Source organism: Nocardioides caeni (assembly GCF_004912195.1).
GTDB classification, from domain to species: Bacteria; Actinomycetota; Actinomycetes; order Propionibacteriales; family Nocardioidaceae; genus Nocardioides; species Nocardioides caeni.
Window position 1 is genome coordinate 48,112 of record NZ_STGW01000016.1, and the last position, 25,010, is coordinate 73,121.

A 25,010-nucleotide genomic window follows, 5' to 3' on the forward strand; every position below is an offset into this window, starting at 1 on the left:
GTGAATTGCGCACCACCGCCCACCGCTCAGTACGACTTGGGCAGCCCCAGCGAGTGCATGGCGACGAAGTTGAGGATCATCTCCCGGCTGACGGGGGCGATCCGGCCGAGGCGGGCGGCGACGAGCTGGTTGCCGAGGCCGAGCTCGGTGGTCAGGCCGCTGCCGCCGTGGGTCTGGACGGCGACGTCGAGGGCGTTGCAGGCGATCTCACCACCGGCGTACTTGGCCATGTTGGCGTACTCCCCGGCGGTGAAGTCGTCGCCGGCGTCGTAGAGCGCGGCTGCCTTCTGCATCAGCAGGCGAGCCTGCTCGAGCTCGATCTTCACCTTCGCCAGCGGGTGCGCGATGCCCTGGTGGGCGCCGATCGGCTGGTCCTTCCACACGGTGCGGGTCTTGGCGTAGTCGACCGCCTTCTCCAGCGCATAGCGGGCCTGGCCGCAGGTCATCGCCGCGCCCATGATCCGCTCCGGGTTGAGGCCGGCGAAGAGCTGCCAGAGGCCGCCGTCCTCGTCGCCGACCAGTGCGTCGGCGGGCAGACGGACGTCGTCGAAGAACAGCGTCCACTGCTTCTCCGGCGCGACGAACTCCATCGGGATGTGCTGCTTCTCGAGGCCGGCCGCGTCGGTCGGCATCAGGAAGAGCGCGGGCTTGAGCTTGCCGGTCTTGGCGTCGGCGGTGCGGGCGACGACCAGCATCACGTCGGCCTCGTCGACGCCGGAGATGAACGTCTTCTGACCCTTGATCACCCACGAGTCGCCGTCGCGGGTGGCTGTGGTGGTGATCTGGTGACTGTTGGAGCCGGCGTCGGGCTCGGTGATCGCGAAGGCCGCGACGGTCTCGCCGCTCGCGATCCCCGGCAGCCACTGCTTCTTCTGCTCCTCGGTGCCGCAGCGGGCGATGATCGAGCCGACGATCGCCGGCGAGACCACCATCATCAACAACGGCGCGCCCTGCGCCGACGCCTCCTCGAGGACGGCCGCCAGGTCGCCCATGCCGCCGCCACCGCCGCCGTACTCCTCGGGGATGTTGACGCCGATGAAGCCGTGCTTGCCGAAGTCGTCCCACAGCGCGGTCGTCTTCTCACCCTTGCGGGCCTGCTCGGCGACGTAGGCGTGGCCGTACTTGGCGGCCAGCGACTTGACGGACTCGCGCAGCGCGGCCCGCTCCTCGGACTCGGTGAACGGGATGGTCATCAGTTGTCCTCCTCCGAGCCGGCGTCTTCGGCGGGCTCAACGACGGCGAGCACGGTGCCCGCCTCGACCTGCTGGCCGGCGGTCGCCGACAGCTCGGTGACGGTGCCCGCGTAGGGCGCCGCGATGGTGTGCTGCATCTTCATGGCCTCCATCACGAGGATGGTCTGGCCTTCCTGTACGACGTCCCCTACCGCGGCGCGGACGGCGATCACGCTGCCCGGCATCGGCGCGAGCAGCGAGGCCGCGGCGACCTGGGTCGAGGGGTCGACGAAGCGCGGCACGATCCGGAGCGTGGCGCCGCCGCGCGGGCCGTCGACCAGCACCGCGTCCTCGAGGACGCGGACATCGTAGCGCCGGGTGACGCCGTCGATGTCGACGACCACCTCGGCCCCTCCGTTGGTTGAGCCTGTCGAAACCGACACGACCGTGACGTCCTCACGGTCGGCGGAGGAGTAGCCGGCAGTGCCGCCGTGCCAGAGCACTTCGACCTCGTCAGCACCCACGCCGAAGCGGGTCGAGCGTGGACCGGCGACGACATTGCGGAAGCCGGCCGGGATCCGTGACTGCACCTTCGCGGCGACGCGGCGGTGCTCAGCGAGCGCGACCGCGCCGACGAACGGCAGCAGGTCGTCGGCTGCCGCCGGGGTGAGGGTCTCGGGGTGGTCGCCGTAGAAGGACGTCGCCAGCCCGGACAGGTCGAGGAACGCCGGGTGGCGCAACGACGCGACGAGCTGGTCACGGTTGGTCGTCAACCCGTGGATCCGGGCCTTCTCCAGCACCCGCGCGAGCGATCGCGCGGCCTGCTCGCGAGTCGGCCCCCAGGCGATCACCTTCGACAGCATCGCGTCATAGAAGGTGCCGACCTCCGATCCCGACTCGAAGCCGGTGTCGAGGCGGATGCCGAAGCCGTCGAGCGCGAACGTGTCGTCGTGCTCCAGCTCGAGCTCGAGCAGGCGGCCGGTCTGCGGGGCGTAGTCCGCCGACGGGTCCTCGGCATAGAGACGGACCTCGATCGCGTGGCCCTCGGGCTGCGGGTCGATGGCGGGAAGGTCCCGCCCCTCGGCGACCGCGACCTGCAGCTCGACCAGGTCGACGCCATAGACCTGCTCGGTGACGGGGTGCTCCACCTGGAGCCGGGTGTTCATCTCCAGGAAGTAGAAGCGCTGCGTGTCGGCGTCGTAGAGGAACTCGACCGTCCCCGCGCCGCGGTAGCTGATCGCCTCGGCGGCCTTGCGGGCCGCGTCGTGCAGGGCGGTCGCGACCTCCTCGGTCAGGCCGGGTGCGGGTGCCTCCTCGACGACCTTCTGGTGGCGGCGCTGCAGCGAGCAGTCACGCTCTCCGAGGACGAGCACCCCGCCGTTGCCGTCGCCCACGACCTGCACCTCGACGTGACGGCCGCGCTCGACGTACGGCTCGACGAAGACGGTGCCGTCGCCGAAGGCCGACTCGGCCTCGGCGGAGGCCTTCTCGACCTCGCCGGCGAGCTCACCGAGGGACCGCACCACGCGCATGCCGCGGCCCCCGCCGCCGGCGGACGCCTTGACCAGCAGCGGCAGGTCGTCGTCGGTCGCCGTGTCGACGGTGAGGTTGCCCAGGACGGGAACGCCGGCGGCCTCCATCAGCTTCTCGGACTCGATCTTGGAGCCCATCCGGTCGATCGAGTCCGGGTCGGGACCGATCCAGACGAGGCCCGCGTCGGCGACCTGGCGGGCGAAGGCGGCGTTCTCGGAGAGGAAGCCGTAGCCCGGGTGGATCGCGTCGGCTCCGGACCTCTTCGCCGCGGCGATGATCAGGTCACCGCGCAGGTAGGTCTCGGCAGGCGTGTTTCCCGGCAGTCGGCAGGCGGCGTCGGCCTCCCGTACGAACGGCAGCCCGGCGTCGGCGTCCGAGTGCACGGCCACCGTGTCGATGCCGAGACGGCGGGCGGTGCGGAACACGCGGCGGGCGATCTCGCCGCGGTTGGCGACGAGGATGCGGTTGATCGTGGTCATAGACGGAACACCCCGAAATTCATGGCGCCCTCGATGGGCTGGTTGTCGATGACGGACAGGCAGATACCCAGGACGGTGCGGGTGTCGCGCGGGTCGATGACGCCGTCGTCATAGACCATGCCGGACAGGACGTAGGGCAGCGACTGCTCCTCGATCTGCTGCTCGACCATCTCCTTGATCGCCACGAATCCCTCGGCGTCGAAGGGCTGGCCCTTCTTCTCCGCGGACTCCCGCGCGACGATCTCCAGGACGCCGGCGAGCTGGGCGGGGCCCATGACCGACGACTTCGCGGACGGCCAGGTGAAGAGGAAGCGCGGGTCGTAGGCGCGGCCGTTCATGCCGTAGTTGCCGGCGCCGTAGGACGCTCCCATGATCACCGTCAGGTGCGGGACCTTCGAGTTCGAAACGGCGTTGATCATCATCGCGCCGTGCTTGATGATGCCGCCCTGCTCGTATTCCGCGCCGACCATGTAGCCGGTCGTGTTGTGCAGGAACAGCAGCGGCGTGTCCTTCTGGTTGGCCAGCTGGATGAACTGCGCGGCCTTCTGCGCCTCCTCGCTCATCAGCACGCCGCGCGCGTTGGCGAGGATGCCGACCGGGTGGCCGTGGATCTGCGCCCAGCCGACGCACAGCGCCGAGCCGTAGAGGGGCTTGAACTCGTCGAAGGCGACCTCGTTGGTCCCTCCGGTGGTCGAGCCTGTCGAGACCCCGTCGACGATCCGCAGGATCGCCTCGCGCGGGTCGAAGGGCTCCTTGAGGTCGGTCGGGATCAGCTCGAGCAGGTCCTCGGGGTCGAGGTCCGGCTCGACGTACGAGACCGTGGGGGCCTCGCCCTTCTTGCGCCAGTTGAGTCGGGCGACGGTGCGCCGGGCCAACCGGATCGCGTCGTGCTCGTCGACGGCGAGGTAGTCGGAGAGGCCGGAGGTGCGCGAGTGCATCTCGGCGCCGCCGAGGGTCTCGTCGTCGGACTCCTCGCCGGTCGCCATCTTCACCAGCGGCGGGCCGGCCAGGAAGACCTTGGCCTGCTCCTTGACCATGATCACGTAGTCGCTCATGCCGGGGACGTAGGCGCCGCCCGCGGTCGAGTTGCCGAAGACCACCGAGATGGTGGGCTGCTTGCGCGCCGATGAGCGGGTCAGGTCGCGGAAGCCGCGGCCGCCGGGGATGAAGATCTCCTTCTGGGTGGGGAGATCCGCGCCGCCGGACTCGGTGAGGTTGATCGACGGCAGGTGGTTCTTCTCCGCGATCTCGGCCGCCCGGAAGGACTTCTTCAGCGACCACGGGTTGAGGGCGCCGCCCTTCACCGTCGGGTCGTTGGCGATGATCATGCACTCGACACCCTCGACGACACCGATCCCGGTGACGAGCGAGGCGCCGACCGCGAAGTCGCTGCCCCAGCCGGCGAGCGGCATCAGCTCGAGGAAGGCCGAGCCCTCGTCGACGAGCAGCTCGATCCGCTCGCGGGCGGTGAGCTTGCCGCGCTCCTTGTGGCGGGCGATGTACTTGCCGCCGGCCTCGACCGCCTTCATCTGCTCGGCGTGCAGGTCGGCGATCTTGGCCTTCATCGAGGACCGCCGAGCCTCCTCGACCGTCTGCTCGGGTGCCTCGGTCTCCGTCGTGGTCACGACTCGCTCACTCCTTCAAGCACCGCCTTCATCGCCTCCAGGGTCGCGCGCATGCCGCGCTCGTTGGTCTTGCTGCGCAGCCGGCCCATCAGGAGCCAGTAGCCGCGGATGTACCAGGCCGGCGTGAGCCGGAAGTACTCGGTGACCCGGGTGCCGCCGTTCTCGGCGTGCATCCGGTAGCCCCACGTGTTGATGGGGTTGGCGTCGAGACCGACGCTGAACTCGAAGACCGCCTCGTTGTTGCCCGGCTCGACGCACTTCGTGACCGTGCACGGCGTCCAGTACGTCGGCCCGACGCCGTTGCGCTTGACGTGCCCCTTGAAGCGGGCTCCCTGGGCCGGCCCGGTCGCACCGTGGGTCCACGTCGCCTCGAAGGTCTCCGGGGAGAACTCACCGATCCGGGTCACGTCGCTCACCAGCGCCCAGACCTCCTCGACCGGCGCCTTCATGTGGACGCTCACCTCGCCGCCCAGCGGCTTGATCAGTGCCATGTCAGCCTCCGTATCCGAGCAGTCGGGCGGCGAGGTCGGTCAGCACCTCGGTCGAACCACCGCCGATGGGCAGCAGCCGCACGTCGCGGTAGTGCCGCTCGACCTCGGACTCGCGCATGTAGCCCATCCCGCCGTGCAGCTGCACGGCCTGGTCGGCGACCCACACCGCGGTGTCGACGGAGGTCTGCTTCGCCAGGCAGGCCTCGGCGATGACGTTCTCGCCGGCGACGTAGCGGCGCGCGACCTCGTGCGTGTAGCTCCGGGCGACCGCGATCTGGCGGTGCATCTCGGTGAGCTTGGCGCGCACGACCTGGTTCTTCACCAGCGGCTTGCCGAAGGTGTCGCGCTGGTTGCAGTAGTCGACGGTCAGCTGCAGGCAGCGCATCGCGTGGCCGTAGCCCATCAGCGCCAGCCAGATCCGCTCGGTCACGAACTGGTCGGCGATGTAGTAGAACCCGTGGTTCTCCTGCCCGACCAGGTTGGCGACCGGCACCCGCACGTCGTCGTACGACAGCTCGCCGGTGTCGGAGGCCAGCCAGCCCATCTTGTGCAGCTTGCGGGAGACGGTGAACCCCGGCGTGTCCTTCGGTACGACGATCAGCGAGATGCCGTGGGCGCCGTCCTCACCGGTGCGGCAGGCCGTGGTCACGAAGTCGCCGCGGACGCTGGAGGTGATGAACATCTTGGCGCCGTTGATCACCCAGTGGTCGCCGTCGCGGACCGCCCGGGTGGTGATGCCCGCGACGTCCGAGCCCGTGCCCGGCTCGGTGATGCCGAGGCTGCCGATGAGGTCGCCGGCGAGGGTCGGCCGCACCCAGGTGTCGATCAGCTCCTTCGAGCCGGCGGCCACGATGTGCGGGATCGAGATGCCGTGGGTGAAGGCGCTGGCCATGAAACCGCCCGAGACGCCGGCGGCCATCAAACCCTCTTGCATCGCGGTGGCGTCGAGCAGGTCGCCACCGTCGCCGCCCACCTCCTCGCTGACGCCGACCCCGAGCAGACCGGCGTGGGCGAGCTTCTTCTGCACCTCGCGGGGGATCTCCCCCGCGCGCTCCCACTCCTCCATGTGCGGCATCAGCTCGCGCTCGGCGAACGCGCGCGCGGACTGCTTCAGAGCGAGCTGCTCAGGGGTCCAGCCGTGGTCGAAAGCGACCGTTGTCATGGCGTTCCTGCCTTCCTGTGGCCTGCGGGCCGGGGGTGGCTCATACGAGGTCCTCCTGGATGTGGACGATGCGGCTGCGGACCCACTCGCCGAGGCCCTTGGCCTGCGGGTCGAAACGCGTGGAGGCGGCGACGCCGTCGCCGAGGAGGCCGTGGATGACGACGTTGACGGCCCCCAGGTTGGGCAGCACGTAGACGTCGACGTCGAGGTCCTTCGCCTCGGGCACCAGCTCGCGGACCTTGCGGTCCTTGACGATCTTGGCGAGCCACTGGACGCGGGCCTCGTACTTCGGGGAGCCGTCGTTCTTCACCCACAGCCCGAGGTTGGCGTTGCCGCCCTTGTCACCGGAACGGGCGTGCACGAACGTGCCGAGCGGCATCCGGCGGGTGATCGTGTCCGCCGGCGCCGGATAGGGCGAGGGCCGCTTGCCCAGCTCGGGGTCGAGCTCCGCGGCGTCCAGGAACGCGGTCGGGTCGGCGATCACCTCGCGGACGCCGTCGTGGTGGACGACCGTGTGCTCGACGGCCGACCTGTCGACGTACTCGGGGCGGTAGATGCCGAAGGGACTGGGCTTCTGCGGCGGCGAGGTCATCGTGAAGCCGGGGTACGACGCCAGGGCCAGCTCGACGCAGGGACCCGTGAACGGCTTGCCCAGCGGGCCGGCCTCGGGGTCCTTGGCGATGCAGCGCAGCAGCACCGACGCGCCCTCCTCCGTGTCCGCGTCGCCGCCGCGCGCGGGGGTCTGGGTCCACACGACCTCGGCGGCGCGGAACTGCCCGTCGAGCTGGGAGCGCAGCCACTCGGCCTTGGCGTCGATGTCGAGGCCGGTCAGCACGAACTCGAACTGGTTGCGGTAGCCACCGAGCGTGTTGACCGCGACCTTGAGCCTCTCGACGGGAGGGGCACCGGCCACACCGCTGATCTCGACGCGGTCCGGACCCTCCTGACGCAACCGGATCGAGTCGAGGTGGGTGGTGACGTCGGGGTTGAGGTAGCGCGTCGTCTGGATCTCGTAGAGCAGCTGCGCGGTGACCGTGTCGACGGTGACGGCGCCGCCGGTGCCGTCGTGCTTGGTGATGATGCTGCTGCCGTCGGCCGCGATCTCGGCGATCGGGAAGCCCAGCGGCTTCGTCATCGGGGCACCGGCCCTGAAGAGGTCGGTGAAACCGGAGAAGTTGCCACCGGTCGCCTGGGTGCCGCACTCGATGACGTGACCTGCGACGACGGCGCCGGCCAGCTCGTCGTAGGACGTCGGCGTCCAGCCGTGGTGGGCGATCGCGGGACCGACGACGACGCTGGCGTCGGTCACGCGCCCGGTGACGACGATGTCGGCGCCACGGGTCAGGGCGGAGGCGATGCCGAACGCGCCGAGGTAGGCGTTCGCGGTCAGCGCTCCGTCGAAGAGGCCGGCCTCACGCAGGTCGTCGCCCTCGACGTACGCGACCTTGGCGTCGAGGCCGAGCTCGGCAGCGAGCTTCTGGATCTGCGTCGCGAGCCCCGACGGGTTGAGGCCGCCGGCGTTGCTGACGATCTTCACGCCCTTGTCGAGCGCGAGGCCCAACGTGCCCTCGAGCTGCTTGAGGAAGGTGCGGGCGTAGCCGAGGTCGGCGTCGCGCAGGGTGTCCATGCCGAGGATCAGCATGGTCAGCTCGGCGAGGTAGTCGCCGGTGATGACGTCGACGTCCCGTCCGTTGCTGCCGCCCTCCAGCTGCTCCTTCAGCGCGGAGAGCCGGTCGCCGTAGAAGCCGCTGCAGTTGGCGATCCTGACCGGATTGGTCACTTCTTCTCCCTCCCGCCGCCGGCGGGGCCGGCGAACGCCTGCGCGATGGTGAGCCACTTCTCGGCGTCGTCGCCGACGGCCACGAGGTCGGTGTCGTCGCGGTGGATGCGCTGGGTGGCCAGCTGGCAGAACTCGTAGGCCGAGCCGGTCACCTTCTGCGCCGCGTCGTCGGGACCCCAGGTCCACAGGGCTCCCGAAGGCGCGGTGAGCTCGACCCGGAACTCCTCGGCCGGCGCCTCCAGCTCGTTGTTGGCGAAGGCGAAGTTGCGGGTGCGAACACCGATGTGGGCGACGTGCCTGATCCGGTCGGTCGGCTCCGGCACCGCGCCGATGGTCTCGTAGACGTCCAGGGCATGGGCCCAGGTCTCCATGTAGCGCGCGGTGGCCATCGACGTCGGCGACATCGGCGGGCCGAACCACGGCATCTTGGCACCCGCCGGCACCGCACGCAGCGCCGCGGCGAGCCCGGCCCGGGCGATGTCCCAGCGGCCCAGCAGCTCGGCGGGGGGCAGCGCCGCGAGCTCGTGGGCGCTGGTGTCGACGAAGCCCGTGGGGTCCGCGATCGCCTTCAGCACGACGGCGTCCCAGTCCTCCTTGCCCTGCTCGGTGTCGGAGCGCGCGGCGAGGACGGCCACCTCATCGGTCCAGGCCAGGTGGGCGACCTGGGTGGCCACCGTCCAGCCCTCGGCCGGCGTGGGCCGGTCCCAGGCGTTGGCGGCGGCGACCGCGGTGCGGAGCAGGTGGCTCTCCGCCGTGAGGTCGACGAGCACGTCGTCGAGGACGCTCATGGTGACTCCTTCTCTGCGGTGGTTGAGGTGCGAGGCCGGCCGCGGCCGAGACTCGCGACCTCCGGACCCTGCAGCGACGCCTCGAGTGTGCGCGCCCACTGGGTGAGGATCCGGCGGCGGCGGCGGGCGTCGTCGCCGAGCGTGTTGGCGAGGCCGAGGCCGCGCACCAGGTCGAGCGTGGCCTGGACCAGCTCACGGGCGCCGGGGCGGGCCTCGTCGATGCCGAGCAGGTCGACGGTCAGCCGGTGCGTCTCGCGACCGACCCGTTGCTCCAGCGGAGCCACCGCCTCCAGCAGCGCCGGATCCGTCCGCGCCGCGACCCACAGCTCCAGGGCGGCGGTGAAGACCGGCGAGGCGAAGTGGTCGCCGAGCATCTGGACCACGGCCTCCGTCCGGCCCGGGCCCTCGGGAAGCCGGGTGACGGCGGCCTCGAGCTCGGAGCCCCGGATCTCGGTGAGATGCGCGACGGCCGCCACGACCAGGGCGTCCTTGGTCGGGAAGTGGTGCAGCTGGGCCCCCCGGCTGACGCCGGCGCGCTGCGAGACGAGCGTGGTCGACGTGCCGGAGAAGCCCCTCTCGACGAGCAGCTCGACCGTCGCCTCCATCAGCCGCTGCCGCATGGCTCGGGTGCGCTCCTCCTGGGGCACCCGCGCCGTCGACGTCGTCATGCCGACAGCATGAGGGCGCGACTAACAAACAGTCAAGACTGACTTTAAATCTCGGACGGGCCGGGCTGGGGACGCGGCGTACGATCGCCGCATGCGCGGCGACGACCACCCGACCACGGCGCGGATGTCCGCGTTCGTCGGCAGCGTGCTGGTCGCTCTCGCCACCACCGTCTCGGCGTCGCTCCTCGCGCTCGGGCCCGATGCCCCGCTGGCGGCGGGCATCGCGATGCTGGCCGTCGCCATCGGCGCACTGGTACACACCACGCAGGGCGGCATCACCGCCCCGTCGTTCGCTCCGCGGCCGGGAGCTCGCCAACCCGTGCCCGCACTCGCCTCGCGGGTCACCGACACCGACCGACACCCGGTCCGGCCGCGCGCTCCCGGGACCGTCTGACACTCGCTGCCGCGAGCACGTCCGACCGTCCCTCTCCGCCCAGGAGCCCGCATGTCATTGCTCGATCCGCTGTCCCATGCCCTCGCGACCGTCGTCGCGTCCGTCCACACCACTGCCACCGCCGTCGGCGCCGATCCCGACGCGGGCGGAACCTGGCTGCTCGCCATCGCCGGCGTCGTCGTCCTCGTCCGCGTCGCCCTGCTCCCCCTCGTCGTCCGCGGGGTGCGACAGGCCCATGCCGCCGCCCGAGCCCGGCCCCACCTGAAACGCCTGACCGAGCGCTATCGCGACCGCCTCGAACGTCGCGATCCGGCCACGATGCGGGAGTTCATGGAGGAGCGCCGCCAGCTCGGCGCCGAGCACGGCCTCTCGCGCCTCGGCTGCCTGCCGATGCTCGTGCAGATCCCGATCTGGATGGCGCTCTACCACCTGCTCGCGCAGGTCGCCGCCGGCTCGTCGGTCGGCGCCCTCGGCCCTGCGCTCGTCGCCTCCTTCGGCGCGGCGACGATCCTCGGCGTACCCCTCGCCTCGCACGGGTACGGCGGCAGCGCGGTCCACCTCGCCGTGGTGGCCGGGCTCGCCGGCACGGCCGCCCTGCTCAGCTATGTCACCCAGCGCCACCTGGTGGCACCCAACACGGTCACCGAGGGGATGCCGGAGGCGATGGTGAGCGCGCAGCAGTGGGTGCCGTTGCTCTCGGCGGGCGGGATGCTCGTCGCGGGCGGGGCGGTGCCCGTCGCGCTGCTCGCCTACTGGGTCTGCAGCTCGGCGTGGACCTGCGCCCAGGCGGCCGTGGTCCGACGCTGGTTCCCGACCCCCGGGTCCCCCGCGGCGCTCGGGCGGGTCTGACCGGGCAGGCCCGGTGGTGGCACGATGCGCCCGTGCTCTGTCATGCCTGCTACGCCGACCCGGCCACGATGCCGGAGTGCACCGTCTGCGGCGGCGACGGCCGGGCGACCCGCATGCCCTTGTGCGAGGACCCGTGGAACGAGGTCGTGCCGGGGCTGTGGCAGGGCGGTCACGACGTCCGCTCGCAGCGCGGTTCGGCCTGCGTGGTGCGCGACGAGTTCGACCTGGTCATCAGCCTGGTCGCGCGGCAGGGTTACGGGCCGTCCGAGGGCGTCGAGCACCGCGTCCTCCGGATCGCCGACGCCGTCGTCGACGCGGCCGTCGGCTCCCGGATCCAGGAGCTCGGCGCCGAGATCGCGGCCGCGGTCCGCGACGATCGCCGGGTACTGGTGCGCTGCTCCGGAGGCCTCAACAGATCAGGGCTGGTCAGCGCCGTGGCGCTGACCCACCTCGGTCACCCGCGCGACGAGGCGGTCGCCCTGGTGCGCGCCGCGCGCGGCGCGTGGGCGCTGACAAACCCCATGTTCGTCGCGCATCTCGGCACGCTGGCATGACGCAGCCGAGGCGCCTGGCCCCTGCAGAGTCGGCTTGCCGCCCGTCCAAGGCCACGCCTACGTAGGACAACGCGGCGCGGCAGCGCGGCGCCCTTGCGCCGAAGGCGCGTCGGCGTGGTCCCGCGGGCCGAGCGAAGCGAGCGCCCGGGCGGGCCTCGCCGGCCGGGCGACTCGCTCGCGTCATCAAACGTCCCGGATGATCGGGCAGGTCATGCAGTGCCCGCCGCCGCGGCCACGGCCGAGCTCGGCGCCGACGATCTCGATGACCTCGATGCCGGCCTTGCGCAGCAGCGCGTTGGTCAGGGTGTTGCGGTCGTATGTGAACACCACGCCGGGCTCGAGGGCGACGGCGTTGTTGCCGCTGTCCCACTGCTGTCGCTCGGACTGGTAGGCGTCGCCGCCGGTCTCCACCACGCGGATCGAGGGCAGGCCGAGGGAGCGGGCGACGACGTCGACGAACGCCCTCCCCCCTTCATCGATGACGTCGAAGCCGGGCGAGCGGTCGGACGGCACCAACGTGAACGGATGGATGCCGTCGACGATCGAGTCGTACGCCGTCACGACATCGCGGTCGACGAAGGTGAAGACGGTGTCCAGGTGCATGGCCGCGCGCAACGACGGCATGCCGGCGACGACGATCCGCTCGGCCGCGCCGGCGGCGAACAGGGTGCGCGCCACCTGGGTGATGGCCTGCCGCGACGTACGTTCGCTCATGCCCATCAGCACGACGCCGTTGCCGACCGGCATGATGTCGCCGCCCTCGAAGGACGCCTGACCCCAGTCCTTCTCGGCGTCGCCCCACCAGATCGTCGATCCGACGTAGTCGGGGTGGAAGCGATAGATCGCCTGGTAGAGCAGGGTCTCGTCCTTGCGGGCCGGCCAGAAGAGCGGGTTGAGCGTGAGCCCGCCATAGAGCCAGCAGGTGGTGTCGCGGGTGTAGAGCGTGTTGGGCAGCGGGGGCATGAGGTATTCGCGCACCCCGGCAGCCTCCCGCGCCAGGCCGAGGTGGACGGAGCGGAAGTCCTCCGGCAGCTCGCTCGACGCCAGCCCGCCGATGAGGAACTCCGACAGCAGCTCGGGCGGCAGCGTCTCGAGGTAGGCGCGGGTGTCGTCGATCAGCCCCAGCCCGACGCGGTTGGGCTCGATCTTGCGGTCCAGCAGCCAGTCCCGGGCCCCCGGCACCGCCAGCGTCTCGGCGAGGAGGTCGTGCAGCTCGACGACCTCGACGCCGCGCTGGACGAGCTTGGCGACGAAGTCGGCGTGGTCGCGCTGCGCGTTCTCGACCCACATCACGTCGTCGAAGAGCAGGTCGTCGTTGTTGCTCGGCGTGAGCCGGCGGTGGGCCAGGCCCGGCCGGCACACCAGCACCTTGCGCAGCCGGCCGACCTCGGAGTGGACGCCGTAGGAGGCGGCCGGAGATGCGGGCTGTGATGCGGTCGGGACGGGCGCACTGGTCACGGTGACCTCCGCTGCTGAGGGGCTCGGGCATCCATCTTGCCCGAGCGATGCCCGGGGATCGGGACCTCAGTCGACGCGGGCGGTGAGGGGCAGTCGTCCTCGTGCGCAGGCGCCGACGGCGGCCGCGGTGAGGAGCGGCAGTCCGAGGACGACCATCCCGATCAGCAGCCAGGGCACGTCGAGCGACGCGTCCCCCACACCGCTGGTCAGCGGTTGGCTGATCGCCATGCCGGGGATGAAACCGACCGGCGCTCCCAGCAGGGCGCCGATGCCGCCGACGACGAGGGCATAGGCCGCCGCAACACCGCGCCGTGTCCGGGGGCGCGCCCCGACCGCGGCCATGGTGGCGAGGTCGGGCCGGGCGTCGGACAGGGCGAGGAAGGTCGCCGTCAAGGTGCCGCCGAGCATCAGGATGGCCCCGAGCGCGGCGAGGACCCCCTGGATGATCCGGACGGCCTCGTCGGGTTGGTAGCCCCGCTCGACGTAGAAGTACGGCGCCGCCGGCAGCGCCGCGGCCGCCTCGGAGATGTCGTCCTCGGCCTCCTCGCTGATCGGCCCGCGGACCAGCTTGCCGACGACCGAGGTCTGCAGACCGAGCTCGCGCACCAGCGGTGGCGCCATCAGGGCGACGGAGGGCGCCGCCCGATCCATCTCGATCACGACCGCCGGGGTGTCCACCGACCCGAGGTCGGTCAGCTCGCCCTCCCCGGTCGCGTCGTAGGTCCACCGTCGGGCGTCGACCGTGACCTGGTCGCCGTCGAGGGTCGGGACCTGGATCCCGTCGTCGATCGCCCGCTCGTCGTGCAGCAGCACCAGGCCGCCGGCGGCCAGCACCGCGTCGGCGCGCTCCCGGTCAGCGGTCGGGAGGTCGATGTGGTCGGGGACCTCGGCCGCGACGGCGTACGGCGAACCGAGAGTCGACCAGTAGGACAGCAGCAGTGCTTCCCCGTGCTGGCTGAACTCGAGCTCGAGCTCGCTGTCGTCACTCGACGTCTGGATGCCCTCGACGTCGATGATCCGGTCGGCGCCGACGCTGCGGGCGAGGATCTCGTCGACCGCGTCGAGGTCGGTGTCGGGCGACAGCGCCAGTGAGCCGTAGCCGTCGGGCAGCTGGGACTGGTAGGTCGCGGCGTTGGCCGCCTCCTGGCTGCTGACGGCGATGCCGAGCGCGACCACCCCCGCGACGGTGGCGCCCACGGCCGCCACCGCGGGCACGGTCCGGGTCCGGTGTCGGGCGGCGTCCCGCGCGGCAAACCGGAGCGTGAGCGGCAGTCGTGAGGACAGCCGCGCCACGAGCGTCACGGCGACGGGCACGACGAGGATCATGCCGACCACCGACACCAGGGCAGATCCGGCGATGAGCACGGCCCCCATGTCGTTGGCACCGGCGCCGGATGATGCGCCCGCTCCGAGGACGGCGCCGGCGATCCCGCCGCCCAGGAGCACCAGCCCGAGGAGCGGTGAGCGGACGGAAGGGGGCCCCTCACCTCGTCGACCCGACAGCACGGCGACGACGTCCTGTCGCGACGCCGACACCGCCGGGACCACGGCGGCCATCACGGCCGAGACGAAGCCGAAGGCGGCCACGAGCGCCAGCAACGCCCACGGCACGTCGAAGGGCCCGAACCGGCTCGTGTCGAACGACTGCGCGATCGGGACGCCCACGACGGCAACGCCGATGCCGAGCACCACGCCGAGGATCCCGCCGGCGGCGCCGATCACCACACCGGAGGCGAGCACCGTCCGCCGGGCCTGCCGGGGCGTGCCGCCTGCGGCGACGACGAGCGCGAGGGCTCGCGCCTGCGCCTTGGCCCGGACGGCGAACGCCGGCCCCGCGAGCAGCACGACCTGGAGGAGCACCATCACCACCACCAGGGCCAGCACCGTGATGGTCAGCTGGTCGACCGACGCGTCGTCCTGCGCGAACTCCGGTGGCAGCGCCGAGGTCGGTGGCGGGTCCGTCAGCACAGCCCGCGACGTGGCCAGCGCGCCGATCTCGTTGAGCGCCCGGACCTGGTCCCACGCGACCGGCCCTCCGCCGACCAACCAGCTGGTGGTCAGGGGGTCGCCCTCACCGAAGGCTCCGGGCGATCCGGCTGCGAACTCGAAGCCGGTGCTCCACGCGCTCTCGGCGATGCCGACGATCTCGAGGTCGAAGGTCTGCTCGCCGTCGGGTGTCTGGCGCACGACCGTGAGGGTGTCCCCGATCCCCTGGCCACGGTCGACGACCGCCTGGTTGACGACGACCTCCCCCGGCCCCGGGGGGAAGGCGCCGTCGACCGGCTCCACGAGACCGTCCGCCAGCGGGTCGCCCAGGTCGGTGCTGATCGTCTCGAGGCTGCCCAGGCCCTTGTCGGTCCGGAACTCCAGGTAGTCGCGCGTGAACGGGATCGCCGCGCGGTCCGCGCCGAGCACCTCGAGGACGTCCGTGAGCTCGAGCGACTCGTCCCGCTCGTCGCCGAACCAGCCGCTGCCCTGCTCGGGGTCGAAGGCCTGCGCGACCCGGGTGGTGCCGGCGGACTCGACGAGCGCGTCGGCGGATCCCATCCGGCGGTCCACGCTCTCCGCGCTGGAGACGTCCTGGGTGCGCCACACGATCGCCGCGGCGGTGACCGCGAGGACCGGCAGGCAGATCAGCACCAGCATCAGCGCCGTCTGGGCCTTGCGGCGCAGGGCCTCGCGCCGCGCCAGGCGGAGGGCGACTCGCCATCCGCCCCTCGTCGTGCTGCTCAGGGGACGGCTCATCGGGCAGCGGGCTCGGTGAGCAGCTCGACCGGGCTGGACCCGGTCTCGTCGACCACGACGCCGTCGCGCAGGAAGACCACGCGGTCGGCCCACGCGGCGTGCCGCGCCTCGTGGGTGACGAGCACGCCGGCCGCGCCGGTGTCGCAGCGGGCGCGCAGCAGCCGCAGGATCTCCTCGCCGGTCTCGGTGTCGAGGGCGCCGGTCGGCTCGTCGGCGAGGATCAGCCGCCGCTCGCCGACGACGGCCCGCGCGATCGCGACCCGCTGCTGCTGGCCACCCGACATGTCGTCGGGGAAGCGGTCGGCGAGGTCGCCGATGCCGACCTCCTCCAGCGCACGGCGGGCCTCGTCCCTCGCCTGGCGGGCGCCGATGCCGTCGAGCTCGCGCGGCAGGGCGACGTTCTCGGCGGCGGTGAGGGCCGGGATCAGGTTGAAGCCCTGGAAGACGTAGCCGATGGACGTCCGGCGCATCCGGGCCCGCTCGTCCGGGCTGAGCCCGACGAGGTCGGTGCCCTCCACGCTGACCGCGCCCGCGGTCGGCTGGTCGAGCCCGCCGGCGATGGTCAGCAACGTGGACTTGCCGGAGCCGGACGGGCCCATGACCGCCACCAGCTCGCCGGGGTGGGCGGCGAACGAGATCCCGCGCAGCGCGTGCACCTCGTTGGCGCCGGTCCCGTGGACCCGGGTCACCGCGGTCAGTCGGAGGATCGCGTCGCTCATCGCCGCGTCTCCTTCCTGGTCGTGCCGGTGGCGGCCGGCGGGGTGGCGCCGCTGGGCCGGGTGCGGCGCAGCCGGTCCCGGGCGTCGGCGAGCCACCGCCGCTCGGCCCGGTCGAGCCGCCGGACCTGGTCGAGGAGGGTGCCGGTCATCGCGTGCTCCGCTCGGAGGCGGGCGCACTGGTCGTCGGCGCGGCCGAGCGCTCGACCGCCGCCCGGCGCAGCCGGGCCTCGCAGTGGTCGAGCCAGCGGATCTCCGCCTCGGCACCGAAGACCAGCGAGTCGAGCACCAGGCTCCACGCCAGGTCGGCGGGCTCGGCGGGCTCGGCGGGGGCCACTGTCGAGCTGCCGGCCTGCCGCTTGAGGCGGGTGTAGTCCTGCAGGGCGGCCATGGTGGCGCTGCGCTGCTGCTGGATGACCGTCCCGACGTCGACGCCGGCGACGGTCACGGCGAGGGCCAGCTTGATGGCCAACTCGTCGCGGGGCGGCTGCGTGCGCGAGACGGGCGTCGTGAACCAGGTCGCCACCTCGTCGCGGCCGGCGTCGGTGATCCGGTAGATCAGGTGGCCCTCGGCGTCCTCCCCCTCGGCGGACGCCAGTCCGTCGCGCTCCAGCCGGGTGAGCGTCGTGTAGACCTGCCCGACGTTGAGGGGCCACGTGGTGCCGGTGCGCTGCTCGAACTCGACGCGCAGCTGGTAGCCGTACATCGGCTGCTGCTCGAGCAGGGCGAGCAGTGCGTGCTTGACGGACATCGTGGCCTCCAAGGGGAATTGCATACCGGGTATGGCTATGTATACCGGGTATGTGTTCGGCTGTCGAGTGCTGCCAGACTCGCGCCATGTCGACGACCCCGAAGACCATCCTGATCACCGGTGCCTCCAGCGGACTCGGCGCCGAGATGGCCCGCCAGTTCGCGGAGCGCGGCAGCGACCTGGCGCTGGCCGCCCGTCGGACCGAACGCCTGGAGGAGCTGCGGGCCGAGATCCTCGCCGCGTACCCCACCTGCAGGATCGCGATCCGCGCGCTCGACGTGCAGGACCACGCCGCCGTCTTCACCGTCTTCGACGAGCTGAACGCCGAGCTCGGGCGGATCGACCGGGTCGTCGTCAACGCCGGGCTCGGCAAGGGCGCGAAGCTCGGCACCGGACGGTTCGACGCCAACCTCGAGACCGCGATGACCAACTTCGTCGGCGCGCTGGCACAGACCGAGGCGGCGATGCAGATCTTCCGCGCGCAGGAGGCCGGACACCTCGTGATGGTGTCGTCGATGTCCGCCATGCGCGGCATGCCCTCGTCGATGACGACGTACGCCGCCACCAAGGCCGGCGTCGCCCACCTGGCCGAGGGTCTGCGCACGGAGCTGCACGGCACGAAGCTGCAGAAGAAGATCAAGGTGACCGTGCTCTACCCGGGCTACATCGCCTCCGAGATGAACGAGAAGGTCGCCCAGTCGACCCCACTGATGGCCTCCACCGCGAAGGGCGTCGCGGCCATGGTCGCGGCCATCGAGAAGGAGGTCGGCGACGCGTGCGTGCCGCCGCTCCCGTGGGCCGCGATGGCGCCGGTGATGAAGCACGCGCCGCTCGGCGTGGTGAAGAAGCTGCTCTGAGCACTGGTCATCGAGGAGCGAGCCCCAGCGCGCCAGCCCCCGGCGGTTGAGGTGCTGCGAGCGCCAGCGAGCAGCCTCGAAACCCCGGTGCGGACCTTGCGGAGGTTCGCACCGGGGTTTCGAGGCTCGGCCGCAGGCGGCCTCGCACCTCAACCAGCGAGGAGCTACTCGGCGGCGGTGTCCACGTAGACGTACGTCGGCTGCGGGGAGCCCTCGTAGCCGAGCAGCCCGAAGTAGTGGGCGTCGGCGTCGAGGCCGGTCCACGACAGGTCGAAGCTGGTCTCCACGCCTGTCGACATCGGCACCGGGTTCGGGTCGACGGTCAGGTCGCCCACGGACGGCGTACCACCGAGGTCATAGACCCGCAGCGAGTACGGCACCGGGTCGCCCTGGTCGCCGGCCGAGAACGCGTCGACCTCGACGATGTAGGTGCCCGCCGGCGCTCCCTCGAGCGAGAACGTCTCGCCCGGTGACGGCGTCGCCGCCTCGCCGGCGACCGCCGTGATCGTCGACGGGTCGCAGGAGCTGGCCGCGTAGACGTACATGTCGAGGTCGCTGGTCTGGTCGGGCGCGACGAGGTCGAACTGCGCGAGCTCGTTGCCCTCGCCGATCGTCACGCACTCGAGCTCGTAGTCGCCGACCGGGATCGAGCCCTCGCCGACCTGGCCCTTGACCAGCCCGGCCGGATCGACCTGGAGGTCCCCGTTGGACCCGCCCGTGATCGGGACGGTCAGCGAGCTGTCGGTGCCGGTGCCGGACACCGAGGCAGGCGCCTTCACCGCAACCGGCCGCAGCGCGACGGGCAGCCGCACGGTGGTCGGTCCGGTGAGGGTGACGTGGCCCATCGCCCACTCGCCCAGCGCAGCCGTGGTGCGCGTGAAGCGGAAGCGCACCGTCTTGTGCTGGCCCGACCTGGTGGCCGTCACCCGGGACGCGGACGCCGCCTGGAACCCGGGCACGTTGATGGAGACCTTCCAGCTGCCCCGCTTCGTCGAGGTGAACGTACGGCGGAGGGTGACCTCCGACATCACGTGTCCCTCCGCGAGCGACGGGACGTTGACCTCGTTGGCCGGCAGTGCCGGGACGCCCGTGTCGAGGCCCAGGCTCGCCATGTAGCCGTACCACTGCTCCCAGTCGGAGAGCACGAACAGCCCGGGGTCGAGGAACTTCGCCGGGTTGACGTGGCCCGCACCCTGGGCGAAGGCGTCGGTCGACCTGCCGCCGCTCGAGGTCCTCAGGTCGTAGGCGGTCGTCATCATGGCCGACTTGATCCGCATCGGCGTCCACTTCGGGAACTTGCCCTGGATGAGGGCGGCGAGGCCGGCGACGTGCGGCGCCGACATCGACGTACCGGAGTAGAGGTCGTAGTCGCGGTCGTGGTTGGAGGGCGGCGCGACCGCGGCCAGCACACTGACGCCGGGCGCGGTGATGTCGGGCTTCAGCAGGTCGCTCTCGTCCGAGGCCGCCGGGCCGCGCGAGGAGAAGCCGGCGATCTGCGGCACCGGGGTGACCGTGCCCGTCGTGTTGCCGAGGACGAACGACGCGGTCGCCCCGTCGCCCGCCTCGTCCAGGTAGTCGTAGACCTTCGGAGCGTCGACGTCGGAGAGGTGGACCGTCGGCACCGGGTGGAAGTCCGCGTCGAGGCTGCCCTCCGCCACGTTGACGAGTACGACGCCCACACCACCGGCGCGGGCGACCTCCTCGCTCTTGGCGACACGGTCATAGACACCGCGCTGGCACACGACGATCTTGTCCGTGACGGCGGCCGGGTCGAGACTGTCGGGCGCACACAGCGCCGTGTCGTCGGCCGACGTGGAGCCGTTGCCGGAGTCAGCGGCGTCGACCAGCGGGGTGCTGGGCAACGTCGTCGAGGCGATCGAGGCACCGACGAGCAACTGCTCGTCGCCGAGGACGACGGTGTTCTCGAAGCGGGTGTGGGTGCTGGCCGCGACCGTGGTCACCCACGGGCTGTTGTGCGCCACGGTGGACGCGCCCGCGCCCTCGTTGCCGGCCGACGCGGCGACGAAGATCCCCGCTTCGGCGGCTCCCTCGAACGCGATCTCGGCGGCCTCGAGGACGGTGTCGGTGGGCCCGGAGATCGAGTAGTTGAGGATGTCGACGCCGTCGGTGACCGCCTGCTCGATGGCGGCGACGAGGTCGGACGTCGTGCCGGACGCGCTGCCGTCCTCGGTCGCCCACAAGGCCTTGTAGCTGGCGATCGTGGCCGCCGGCGCCATGCCGACGACCCGACCGAAGCCGCGTCCCTCGGTCCGCACCCCGGCCACCCGGTTGCCGGCGGCGGTGGAGGCGGTGTGGGAGCCGTGGCCGTTGCCGTCACGCGGCGAGATGTAGTCGTCCTCGAGCGTGCGCGCCTCGGTGTAGCCCTCGACGAAGTAGCGCGCCGAGATCAGCTTGGCGTTGCAGTGGGCGACGGTGAACTCCTCACCGCTCTCGCAGCGGCCGCGGAAGGTGCCGCCGTCGGACTTGCGCATCGTGGTGACCTCGCCGTTGATCCGGGCGCGCCACCTCCCGCTCGCCGTGCCGGTCAGCGCCGGGCCGGAGAAGGACGCCGACTCCGGCCAGATGCCGCTGTCGATGACACCGACGACGACGCCGTCGCCACCGCGGGTCCAGCCGCCGACCTTGCGCCACGTGCCCTGGGTGCCGGTGAGGCCGAGGAAGTCCGGAGTGTTCCAGGTGTCGGCCTCGACGAGGGTGTCCTTCTGCACGACCAGCACGGACCGGTCGGTCGCCAGCTCGGTCGCCTGCTTGGCCGTCAGGTCGGCGACGAAGCCGTTGGCGGAGATCGTGTAGTGCCGGTCGACGGTGAAGCCGAGGCGTTGGCCGAGCCGGTCGTGGCTGGCCCGCAGCCGGCGGGAGTACGTCGCCACGTCGGTGGTCTGCGCGTTGAACTGTTGGCCCGGCTTCGCCCGGGTGCCGGCCGCGATCGTGGCGGGCTTGGCCGCCAGCATCACGACGTAGCGTCCGGCCTTGTAGCGGGTCAGGTCGGCCTTCGCGATCCCGGCGCCGTCATCGGCTCCGGGGCCGGGCGCCGGATCGTCGGCGAGGGCCGGCCCGCCCAGCGCGAGGGTGATGCCCAGCATGGTGGCCAGGGCACTGACGAGGATGCGGCGGCGGGCACTGCGACTGCCCGGTCCCGAGACGTGCATGGAGTCTCCTCATTCCCGAGAGACGGCACCGTCCTCGAGGAAGGACGGGCCGGTACGGATGACTTCCGACCCCGCCACCCAACCGACGAAGATCTGCCACGTCAAGGACCCCGCCGGCAAAGAAATCACTTCGAGACCGGATCGTCGACGTCGGTCGTCGGTGGGCCCGCGATCCGCAGATCCATCCCCGCCACCACGTGGGAGAGCCCGCGACGCTGGCGGGTCAGCGGCACGGCGCAGGCCGTGATGAGGACGAAGCCGAGCAGCGCGGGGCCGGCCCAGGGCTGCTCGATCGCGAGCAGGAGGAGGAAGGGGCCGATGCCGGTGGCGAGCTTGATCGGGCGGGCCACGAGCGTGGGCAGCCTGCCCGGCACTGCCCGGACCGCGACCACCCACTCACCGACGGAGCGACCGGCGAGCAGGACGACCACGAGCTCGACGGCGCCCGGCACGCCCCACTGCAACCATCGCTGGGCGGTGGCGTCGATGTCGTCGGCGCCGAGGTCGCGGCCGTAGAGCTGGACGGCCCGGTAGCCGATCGCGACGACCGCCCCCAGCAGCACGACGAAGAGCGCGTCGCAGACCATGCCGACCCAGCGGCGTCCCGCCGTGATTGACGTCGGAAGGACGACCTCGCGCTCGCGGCGGCGGACGAAGAGCGCGGCGACGAGCGACCCGATGGTCGCGCCGAGGGTGTTGACGAGGAGATCGTCGACGTCGAAGAGCCGGTAGGGACAGGAGTAGAGGTGCCACACCCCGGTGGTCTGCGTGCACTCGATCGCCAGCGAGACGGCGAAGCCCGCCAGGGTCGCGACGACCACTCCGCGACGCAGCACGCGCCGGACGAAGAAGCCGAGGGGCACGAACAGCAGGACGTTGAGGGCCACCTGGAGGAAGGCCGGGTCGTGCAGCAGCGCGGCCAGTCCCGACCGGGTGGTCGCCTCCCGCCAGTCGATCGCGCCGATGGTGTCGAGCGGCGTCGTCTGCCGGCCCACGCAGGGGTAGTCCCCGGCCGCCGGCATCGGCAGCAGCGTGTAGGTCCACAGCGCGAGACCGTAGATCGCCCCGGACAGCAGGACGGCCAGGTCGCCCGGCCCGAGCCGCCCGTCCTTGCGGTACTCGCGGAATGCCACCGGCAGCACGAGCACGATGGCCACCGCCGTGCCGAGGACGGTGGCGATGAGCGCGTTGAGGGCCTGGTCGGACACGGGACGGGACTGGTCAGCGGTAGGTGACGAGGTCCCGCGGCAGGTGCGGGTGCTCGTTGAAGGTGAGCAGCCGCGCGCCGCTCGCCCCGACGATCACCCGGCTGACCGAGCTGTTGGCGATCACGGTGTTGAAGCGCGACCAGACGGGCCCGACGGCCGCCGCCTCCGTCTCCGCAGGTACGACGAGCAGGGCCGCGAGTGCCGCGATCACGCCTCCGGACGTGACGACGGTCGTGGGGCCCGGCCGGGCCGCGGCCGCGTCGAGCGCGCGCCGGGCACGGGCCAGGAAGGCGTCGTACGGCTCGGGATAGCCGGCGTCGGGTCCCGCGTCGGCCCAGTGGCCGGTGGAGATCTCGAAATGGTGCTGGAAGGCGAGGCGGTCGACGGAATGGTCGACCACGCCGCCGGTCAGCTCGGCGTGGCGGAGCAGGACCTGGGCGTGGTCGAACTCCTCCCAGTCGCGGTCGATGTCGGCGGCCGGCTCCCAGCCGGCGCCCACGGCCATGGCCTCCCAGGTCTCGCGGTGACGCCGCATCCCGCCGTGCACCACGGTGCCGCGGGCGACGCCCTGGTCCGCGAGCCAGCGACCGAGGGCGCGTCCCTGCTCCCAACCGGTCGGCGACAGGACGTCGTAGTCGTCGGCGCCGAAGGAGGCCTGCCCGTGCCGGACGAGCAGCAGGACGCCCATCAGGCCTGGCCGGAGAGGATCGTGCGGCAGCGGTCCTCGAAGCCGGCCACCGCGGCACCGAAGAAGGCGAACGCGGGGTTGGTGGTCTGGCCGTGGAAGTAGCGGTACCAGATCTGTTGGGCGATGACGGCGAAGCGGAAGAGCCCGAAGACCTCGTAGAAGCGCCACTCCTCGGGGCTGACGGTGCGGCCGCTGCGCTCGAGGTAGGCGTCGACGAACTGCTGCCGGGTCCACATGCCCGGGTCGGACGTCGGCTGGCGGCGGGTCTCGCCGAAGAAGCCCGTATCGTCGGCCTGCACCCAGTAGGACATCGTGCAGCCGAGGTCCATCAACGGGTCGCCGACGGTGGCGAGCTCCCAGTCGAGCACGCCGATGATGCGGGTGGGGTCGTCGGCGTCGAGGACGACGTTGTCGAGCCGGTAGTCGTTGTGGATCATCGCCTGCCCCGCGTCAACGGGCTGGTGGGCAGTGAGCCAGTCGATGATGTCCGTCCAGTCGCCGGTGTCGTCGGTGCGGGCGTTGTCGAGACGGGTGATCCAGCCGGAGACCTGACGGGCGACGTACCCCTCGCCCTTGTTGAGCGCCGCGAGTCCCGGGACCGCGTCGACGTCGACGGCGTGCAGGGCGACGAGGGTGTCGACGAACGTGCTGCACAGGGCATCGCACTGCTCCAGCGACATCGGGAAGCCGAAGTCCACGCGCGGGATCAGGCCGTCGAGCCGCTCCATGACATAGAGCTCGCAGTCGATCGGGCTGTCGTCCGCACCGACGTGGGCGACCATCGTCGCGACCTGGCCGAAGACCGGCTTCAGCGCCTGCTGGATGCGGAACTCGCGGCTCATGTCGTGCGCGCCCCGCGCCTTGGTGCCCGCCGGCGGGCGGCGCAGGATCAGGTCGGGGCCGTCGGCCATCGTGAGCAGGTAGGTCAGGTTGGACGCGCCGCCCGGGAACTGCCGGACCTCGCTGATCGGGCCGCGGCCGAGCCACTGCTCGACGGCGGCGACGTCGAAGGCGTCCTCGTCGCGGACGGGGCGGGACTCGTCGGTCATCGGGCCTCCTCCGCGATCTGGTCGAGCTTGCGGGCCTGGGCCCGCATCACGGCGTCGTACGACGCCCGGTCGGTCTGCTTGAGCTGCCACGCGCCGCGCGCAGCGTCGTCGGGGATGATCAGCTCGGTCCCCGCGTCGATCGCGTCGAGCACCGCGCTCGCGATGTCGTCGGCGCTGATCGGGCTGTCCTCGACGAGCTTGCTCATCACGTGCTGCAGCGCCGCGTCGCGGCCCTCGACGCCGGCCATCAGGTTGGTGCGGAAGTAGGACGGGCACACCACGTGCGCGGTGACGCCGTGGGCGGCGAGCTCGTGGCCCGTCGTCTCCGTGAGCGCCACGACCGCGGCCTTGGTGGCGTTGTAGCCGGCCATCCCGGCGGGGTGCACGAGCCCGGCCAGCGAGGCGACGTTGACGATCCGACCGCTGCCCTGGCGCTTGAAGACCGGCGTGAAGGTCGCCGTACCGCGGACCGCGCCGAGGAGGTTGATGTCGACCAGCCGCTGCCACTCGTCGATCCCGGAGACGTCGAGCCGGCCGCCACCGGCGATCCCGGCGTTGTTGACCAGGACGTCGAGCCCACCCCACGTCTGCTCGACGTGCGCGCGGACCGCCGCCCAGTCGTCGTCGCTGGTGATGTCGAGCAGGTGGATGCCGTCCGCCGCCGCGCGGTCGGTGCGCAGCACGTCGGCTCCGCGCGCCTCCCATGCGTTCGCGAGGGCGGCGCCGAGACCGGACGCCGCGCCGGTGACCAGGACACGGAGAGGTGGGGTGTCGCTCACGAGAACCGACCCTACTGTCCGGGGCAGGTGACGGTCGGGAGTGGAGTGGCCCGCCGTTGGTCGAGTAGCCGCGAGGGACGAGCGGCGTATCGAG

General features: G+C 71.8%; 22 protein-coding genes. 4 read left to right on the top strand and 18 right to left on the bottom strand.

Features of this window, described 5'->3' with window-relative positions:
* Positions 1-26: 26 nt before the first annotated feature.
* From E9934_RS17220 to E9934_RS17255, 8 genes are read right to left on the bottom strand one after another with little or no spacing between them, the layout of a single operon-like run.
* Positions 27-1,193, bottom strand: coding sequence for an acyl-CoA dehydrogenase family protein (locus E9934_RS17220; RefSeq protein ID WP_136564137.1), 1,167 nt, complete (start codon positions 1,191-1,193; stop codon positions 27-29).
* On the bottom strand, positions 1,193-3,184 hold the full coding sequence (locus tag E9934_RS17225; RefSeq protein WP_136564138.1) for an ATP-binding protein: 1,992 nt from the start codon (positions 3,182-3,184) through the stop codon (positions 1,193-1,195). Before E9934_RS17225 ends, E9934_RS17220 begins: the two co-directional genes overlap by 1 nt.
* The gene (locus E9934_RS17230; protein ID WP_420873069.1) at positions 3,181-4,809 is read right to left on the bottom strand and encodes an acyl-CoA carboxylase subunit beta; all 1,629 of its coding nucleotides are present in this window, start codon (positions 4,807-4,809) and stop codon (positions 3,181-3,183) included. The genes E9934_RS17225 and E9934_RS17230 overlap by 4 nt, the downstream gene beginning before the upstream one ends.
* A complete protein-coding gene (locus E9934_RS17235) occupies positions 4,806-5,300 on the bottom strand; it encodes an SRPBCC family protein (RefSeq protein WP_136564139.1) in 495 nt (164 codons plus the stop codon). The genes E9934_RS17230 and E9934_RS17235 overlap by 4 nt, the downstream gene beginning before the upstream one ends.
* 1 nt (position 5,301) lies before the next feature.
* Positions 5,302-6,462: an acyl-CoA dehydrogenase family protein gene (locus E9934_RS17240; protein ID WP_136564140.1), complete on the bottom strand. Its 1,161-nt coding sequence runs from the start codon at positions 6,460-6,462 to the stop codon at positions 5,302-5,304.
* A gap of 40 nt (positions 6,463-6,502) precedes the next feature.
* On the bottom strand, positions 6,503-8,242 hold the full coding sequence (locus tag E9934_RS17245; protein WP_136564141.1) for an acyclic terpene utilization AtuA family protein: 1,740 nt from the start codon (positions 8,240-8,242) through the stop codon (positions 6,503-6,505).
* Complete coding sequence (locus E9934_RS17250; RefSeq protein ID WP_136564142.1) at positions 8,239-9,030, bottom strand: TIGR03084 family metal-binding protein; 792 nt, start codon at positions 9,028-9,030, stop codon at positions 8,239-8,241. Before E9934_RS17250 ends, E9934_RS17245 begins: the two co-directional genes overlap by 4 nt.
* The gene (locus tag E9934_RS17255) at positions 9,027-9,698 is read right to left on the bottom strand and encodes a TetR/AcrR family transcriptional regulator (RefSeq protein ID WP_136564143.1); all 672 of its coding nucleotides are present in this window, start codon (positions 9,696-9,698) and stop codon (positions 9,027-9,029) included. Before E9934_RS17255 ends, E9934_RS17250 begins: the two co-directional genes overlap by 4 nt.
* 91 nt (positions 9,699-9,789) lie before the next feature.
* On the opposite strand from E9934_RS17255, the gene E9934_RS17260 reads away from it, so the two are divergent.
* The 3 genes from E9934_RS17260 to E9934_RS17270 are packed head-to-tail and all read left to right on the top strand — an operon-like array spanning position 9,790 to position 11,495.
* A complete protein-coding gene (locus E9934_RS17260; RefSeq protein WP_136564144.1) occupies positions 9,790-10,092 on the top strand; it encodes a hypothetical protein in 303 nt (100 codons plus the stop codon).
* Between the two features lie 51 nt (positions 10,093-10,143).
* A complete protein-coding gene (yidC, locus tag E9934_RS17265; RefSeq protein WP_136564145.1) occupies positions 10,144-10,941 on the top strand; it encodes a membrane protein insertase YidC in 798 nt (265 codons plus the stop codon).
* 32 nt (positions 10,942-10,973) lie between these two features.
* A complete protein-coding gene (locus E9934_RS17270; RefSeq protein ID WP_136564146.1) occupies positions 10,974-11,495 on the top strand; it encodes a protein-tyrosine phosphatase family protein in 522 nt (173 codons plus the stop codon).
* A gap of 183 nt (positions 11,496-11,678) precedes the next feature.
* Here E9934_RS17270 and E9934_RS17275 read toward each other — a convergent pair whose 3' ends face one another.
* From E9934_RS17275 to E9934_RS17290, 5 genes are all read right to left on the bottom strand, one after another.
* Entirely contained in the window at positions 11,679-12,953 is a 1,275-nt protein-coding gene (locus E9934_RS17275; RefSeq protein WP_136564147.1) for an arginine deiminase, read from the bottom strand.
* Positions 12,954-13,019: 66 nt separating this feature from the next.
* A complete protein-coding gene (locus tag E9934_RS17280) occupies positions 13,020-15,698 on the bottom strand; it encodes an ABC transporter permease (protein WP_136564148.1) in 2,679 nt (892 codons plus the stop codon).
* On the bottom strand, positions 15,695-16,417 hold the full coding sequence (locus E9934_RS17285; RefSeq protein ID WP_136564149.1) for an ABC transporter ATP-binding protein: 723 nt from the start codon (positions 16,415-16,417) through the stop codon (positions 15,695-15,697). The genes E9934_RS17280 and E9934_RS17285 overlap by 4 nt, the downstream gene beginning before the upstream one ends.
* Positions 16,414-16,566, bottom strand: a complete 153-nt coding sequence (locus E9934_RS19725; protein WP_158295051.1) for a hypothetical protein — start codon at positions 16,564-16,566, stop codon at positions 16,414-16,416. Before E9934_RS19725 ends, E9934_RS17285 begins: the two co-directional genes overlap by 4 nt.
* Positions 16,563-17,165 carry a PadR family transcriptional regulator gene (locus E9934_RS17290; protein ID WP_136564150.1) on the bottom strand — a complete coding sequence of 201 codons (603 nt, stop codon included), beginning with the start codon at positions 17,163-17,165 and terminating at the stop codon, positions 16,563-16,565. Before E9934_RS17290 ends, E9934_RS19725 begins: the two co-directional genes overlap by 4 nt.
* Before the next feature lie 86 nt (positions 17,166-17,251).
* Between E9934_RS17290 and E9934_RS17295 the strand changes: the two genes are divergently transcribed.
* Positions 17,252-18,022 carry an SDR family oxidoreductase gene (locus E9934_RS17295; protein WP_136564151.1) on the top strand — a complete coding sequence of 257 codons (771 nt, stop codon included), beginning with the start codon at positions 17,252-17,254 and terminating at the stop codon, positions 18,020-18,022.
* A 164-nt stretch (positions 18,023-18,186) separates the two neighbouring features.
* Here the strand turns inward: E9934_RS17295 and E9934_RS17300 are convergent, their stop codons facing one another.
* The 5 genes from E9934_RS17300 to E9934_RS17320 all read right to left on the bottom strand — a co-directional run bounded on the left by E9934_RS17300 (position 18,187) and on the right by E9934_RS17320 (position 24,916).
* Entirely contained in the window at positions 18,187-21,192 is a 3,006-nt protein-coding gene (locus tag E9934_RS17300) for a S8 family serine peptidase (protein ID WP_136564152.1), read from the bottom strand.
* A gap of 125 nt (positions 21,193-21,317) precedes the next feature.
* Positions 21,318-22,400, bottom strand: a complete 1,083-nt coding sequence (locus E9934_RS17305) for a VanZ family protein (RefSeq protein WP_136564153.1) — start codon at positions 22,398-22,400, stop codon at positions 21,318-21,320.
* Positions 22,401-22,413: 13 nt separating this feature from the next.
* Positions 22,414-23,088: a histidine phosphatase family protein gene (locus E9934_RS17310; protein ID WP_136564154.1), complete on the bottom strand. Its 675-nt coding sequence runs from the start codon at positions 23,086-23,088 to the stop codon at positions 22,414-22,416.
* Positions 23,088-24,137: a phosphotransferase family protein gene (locus E9934_RS17315; RefSeq protein ID WP_136564155.1), complete on the bottom strand. Its 1,050-nt coding sequence runs from the start codon at positions 24,135-24,137 to the stop codon at positions 23,088-23,090. Before E9934_RS17315 ends, E9934_RS17310 begins: the two co-directional genes overlap by 1 nt.
* A complete protein-coding gene (locus tag E9934_RS17320) occupies positions 24,134-24,916 on the bottom strand; it encodes an SDR family NAD(P)-dependent oxidoreductase (protein ID WP_136564156.1) in 783 nt (260 codons plus the stop codon). Before E9934_RS17320 ends, E9934_RS17315 begins: the two co-directional genes overlap by 4 nt.
* Positions 24,917-25,010 lie beyond the last annotated feature (94 nt).

Excerpts from the sequence above, each read along its gene's own strand:
- E9934_RS17220 (WP_136564137.1), bottom strand. The coding sequence starts at position 1,193 with ATGACCATCCCGTTCACCGAGTCCGAGGAGCGGGCCGCGCTGCGCGAG.
- E9934_RS17225 (WP_136564138.1), bottom strand. The coding sequence starts at position 3,184 with ATGACCACGATCAACCGCATCCTCGTCGCCAACCGCGGCGAGATCGCC.
- E9934_RS17235 (WP_136564139.1), bottom strand. The coding sequence starts at position 5,300 with ATGGCACTGATCAAGCCGCTGGGCGGCGAGGTGAGCGTCCACATGAAG.
- E9934_RS17240 (WP_136564140.1), bottom strand. The coding sequence starts at position 6,462 with ATGACAACGGTCGCTTTCGACCACGGCTGGACCCCTGAGCAGCTCGCT.
- E9934_RS17250 (WP_136564142.1), bottom strand. The coding sequence starts at position 9,030 with ATGAGCGTCCTCGACGACGTGCTCGTCGACCTCACGGCGGAGAGCCAC.
- E9934_RS17255 (WP_136564143.1), bottom strand. The coding sequence starts at position 9,698 with ATGACGACGTCGACGGCGCGGGTGCCCCAGGAGGAGCGCACCCGAGCC.
- E9934_RS17260 (WP_136564144.1), top strand. The coding sequence starts at position 9,790 with ATGCGCGGCGACGACCACCCGACCACGGCGCGGATGTCCGCGTTCGTC.
- yidC (WP_136564145.1), top strand. The coding sequence starts at position 10,144 with ATGTCATTGCTCGATCCGCTGTCCCATGCCCTCGCGACCGTCGTCGCG.
- E9934_RS17280 (WP_136564148.1), bottom strand. The coding sequence starts at position 15,698 with ATGAGCCGTCCCCTGAGCAGCACGACGAGGGGCGGATGGCGAGTCGCC.
- E9934_RS17285 (WP_136564149.1), bottom strand. The coding sequence starts at position 16,417 with ATGAGCGACGCGATCCTCCGACTGACCGCGGTGACCCGGGTCCACGGG.
- E9934_RS19725 (WP_158295051.1), bottom strand. The coding sequence starts at position 16,566 with ATGACCGGCACCCTCCTCGACCAGGTCCGGCGGCTCGACCGGGCCGAG.
- E9934_RS17290 (WP_136564150.1), bottom strand. The coding sequence starts at position 17,165 with ATGTCCGTCAAGCACGCACTGCTCGCCCTGCTCGAGCAGCAGCCGATG.
- E9934_RS17295 (WP_136564151.1), top strand. The coding sequence starts at position 17,252 with ATGTCGACGACCCCGAAGACCATCCTGATCACCGGTGCCTCCAGCGGA.
- E9934_RS17300 (WP_136564152.1), bottom strand. The coding sequence starts at position 21,192 with ATGCACGTCTCGGGACCGGGCAGTCGCAGTGCCCGCCGCCGCATCCTC.
- E9934_RS17310 (WP_136564154.1), bottom strand. The coding sequence starts at position 23,088 with ATGGGCGTCCTGCTGCTCGTCCGGCACGGGCAGGCCTCCTTCGGCGCC.
- E9934_RS17315 (WP_136564155.1), bottom strand. The coding sequence starts at position 24,137 with ATGACCGACGAGTCCCGCCCCGTCCGCGACGAGGACGCCTTCGACGTC.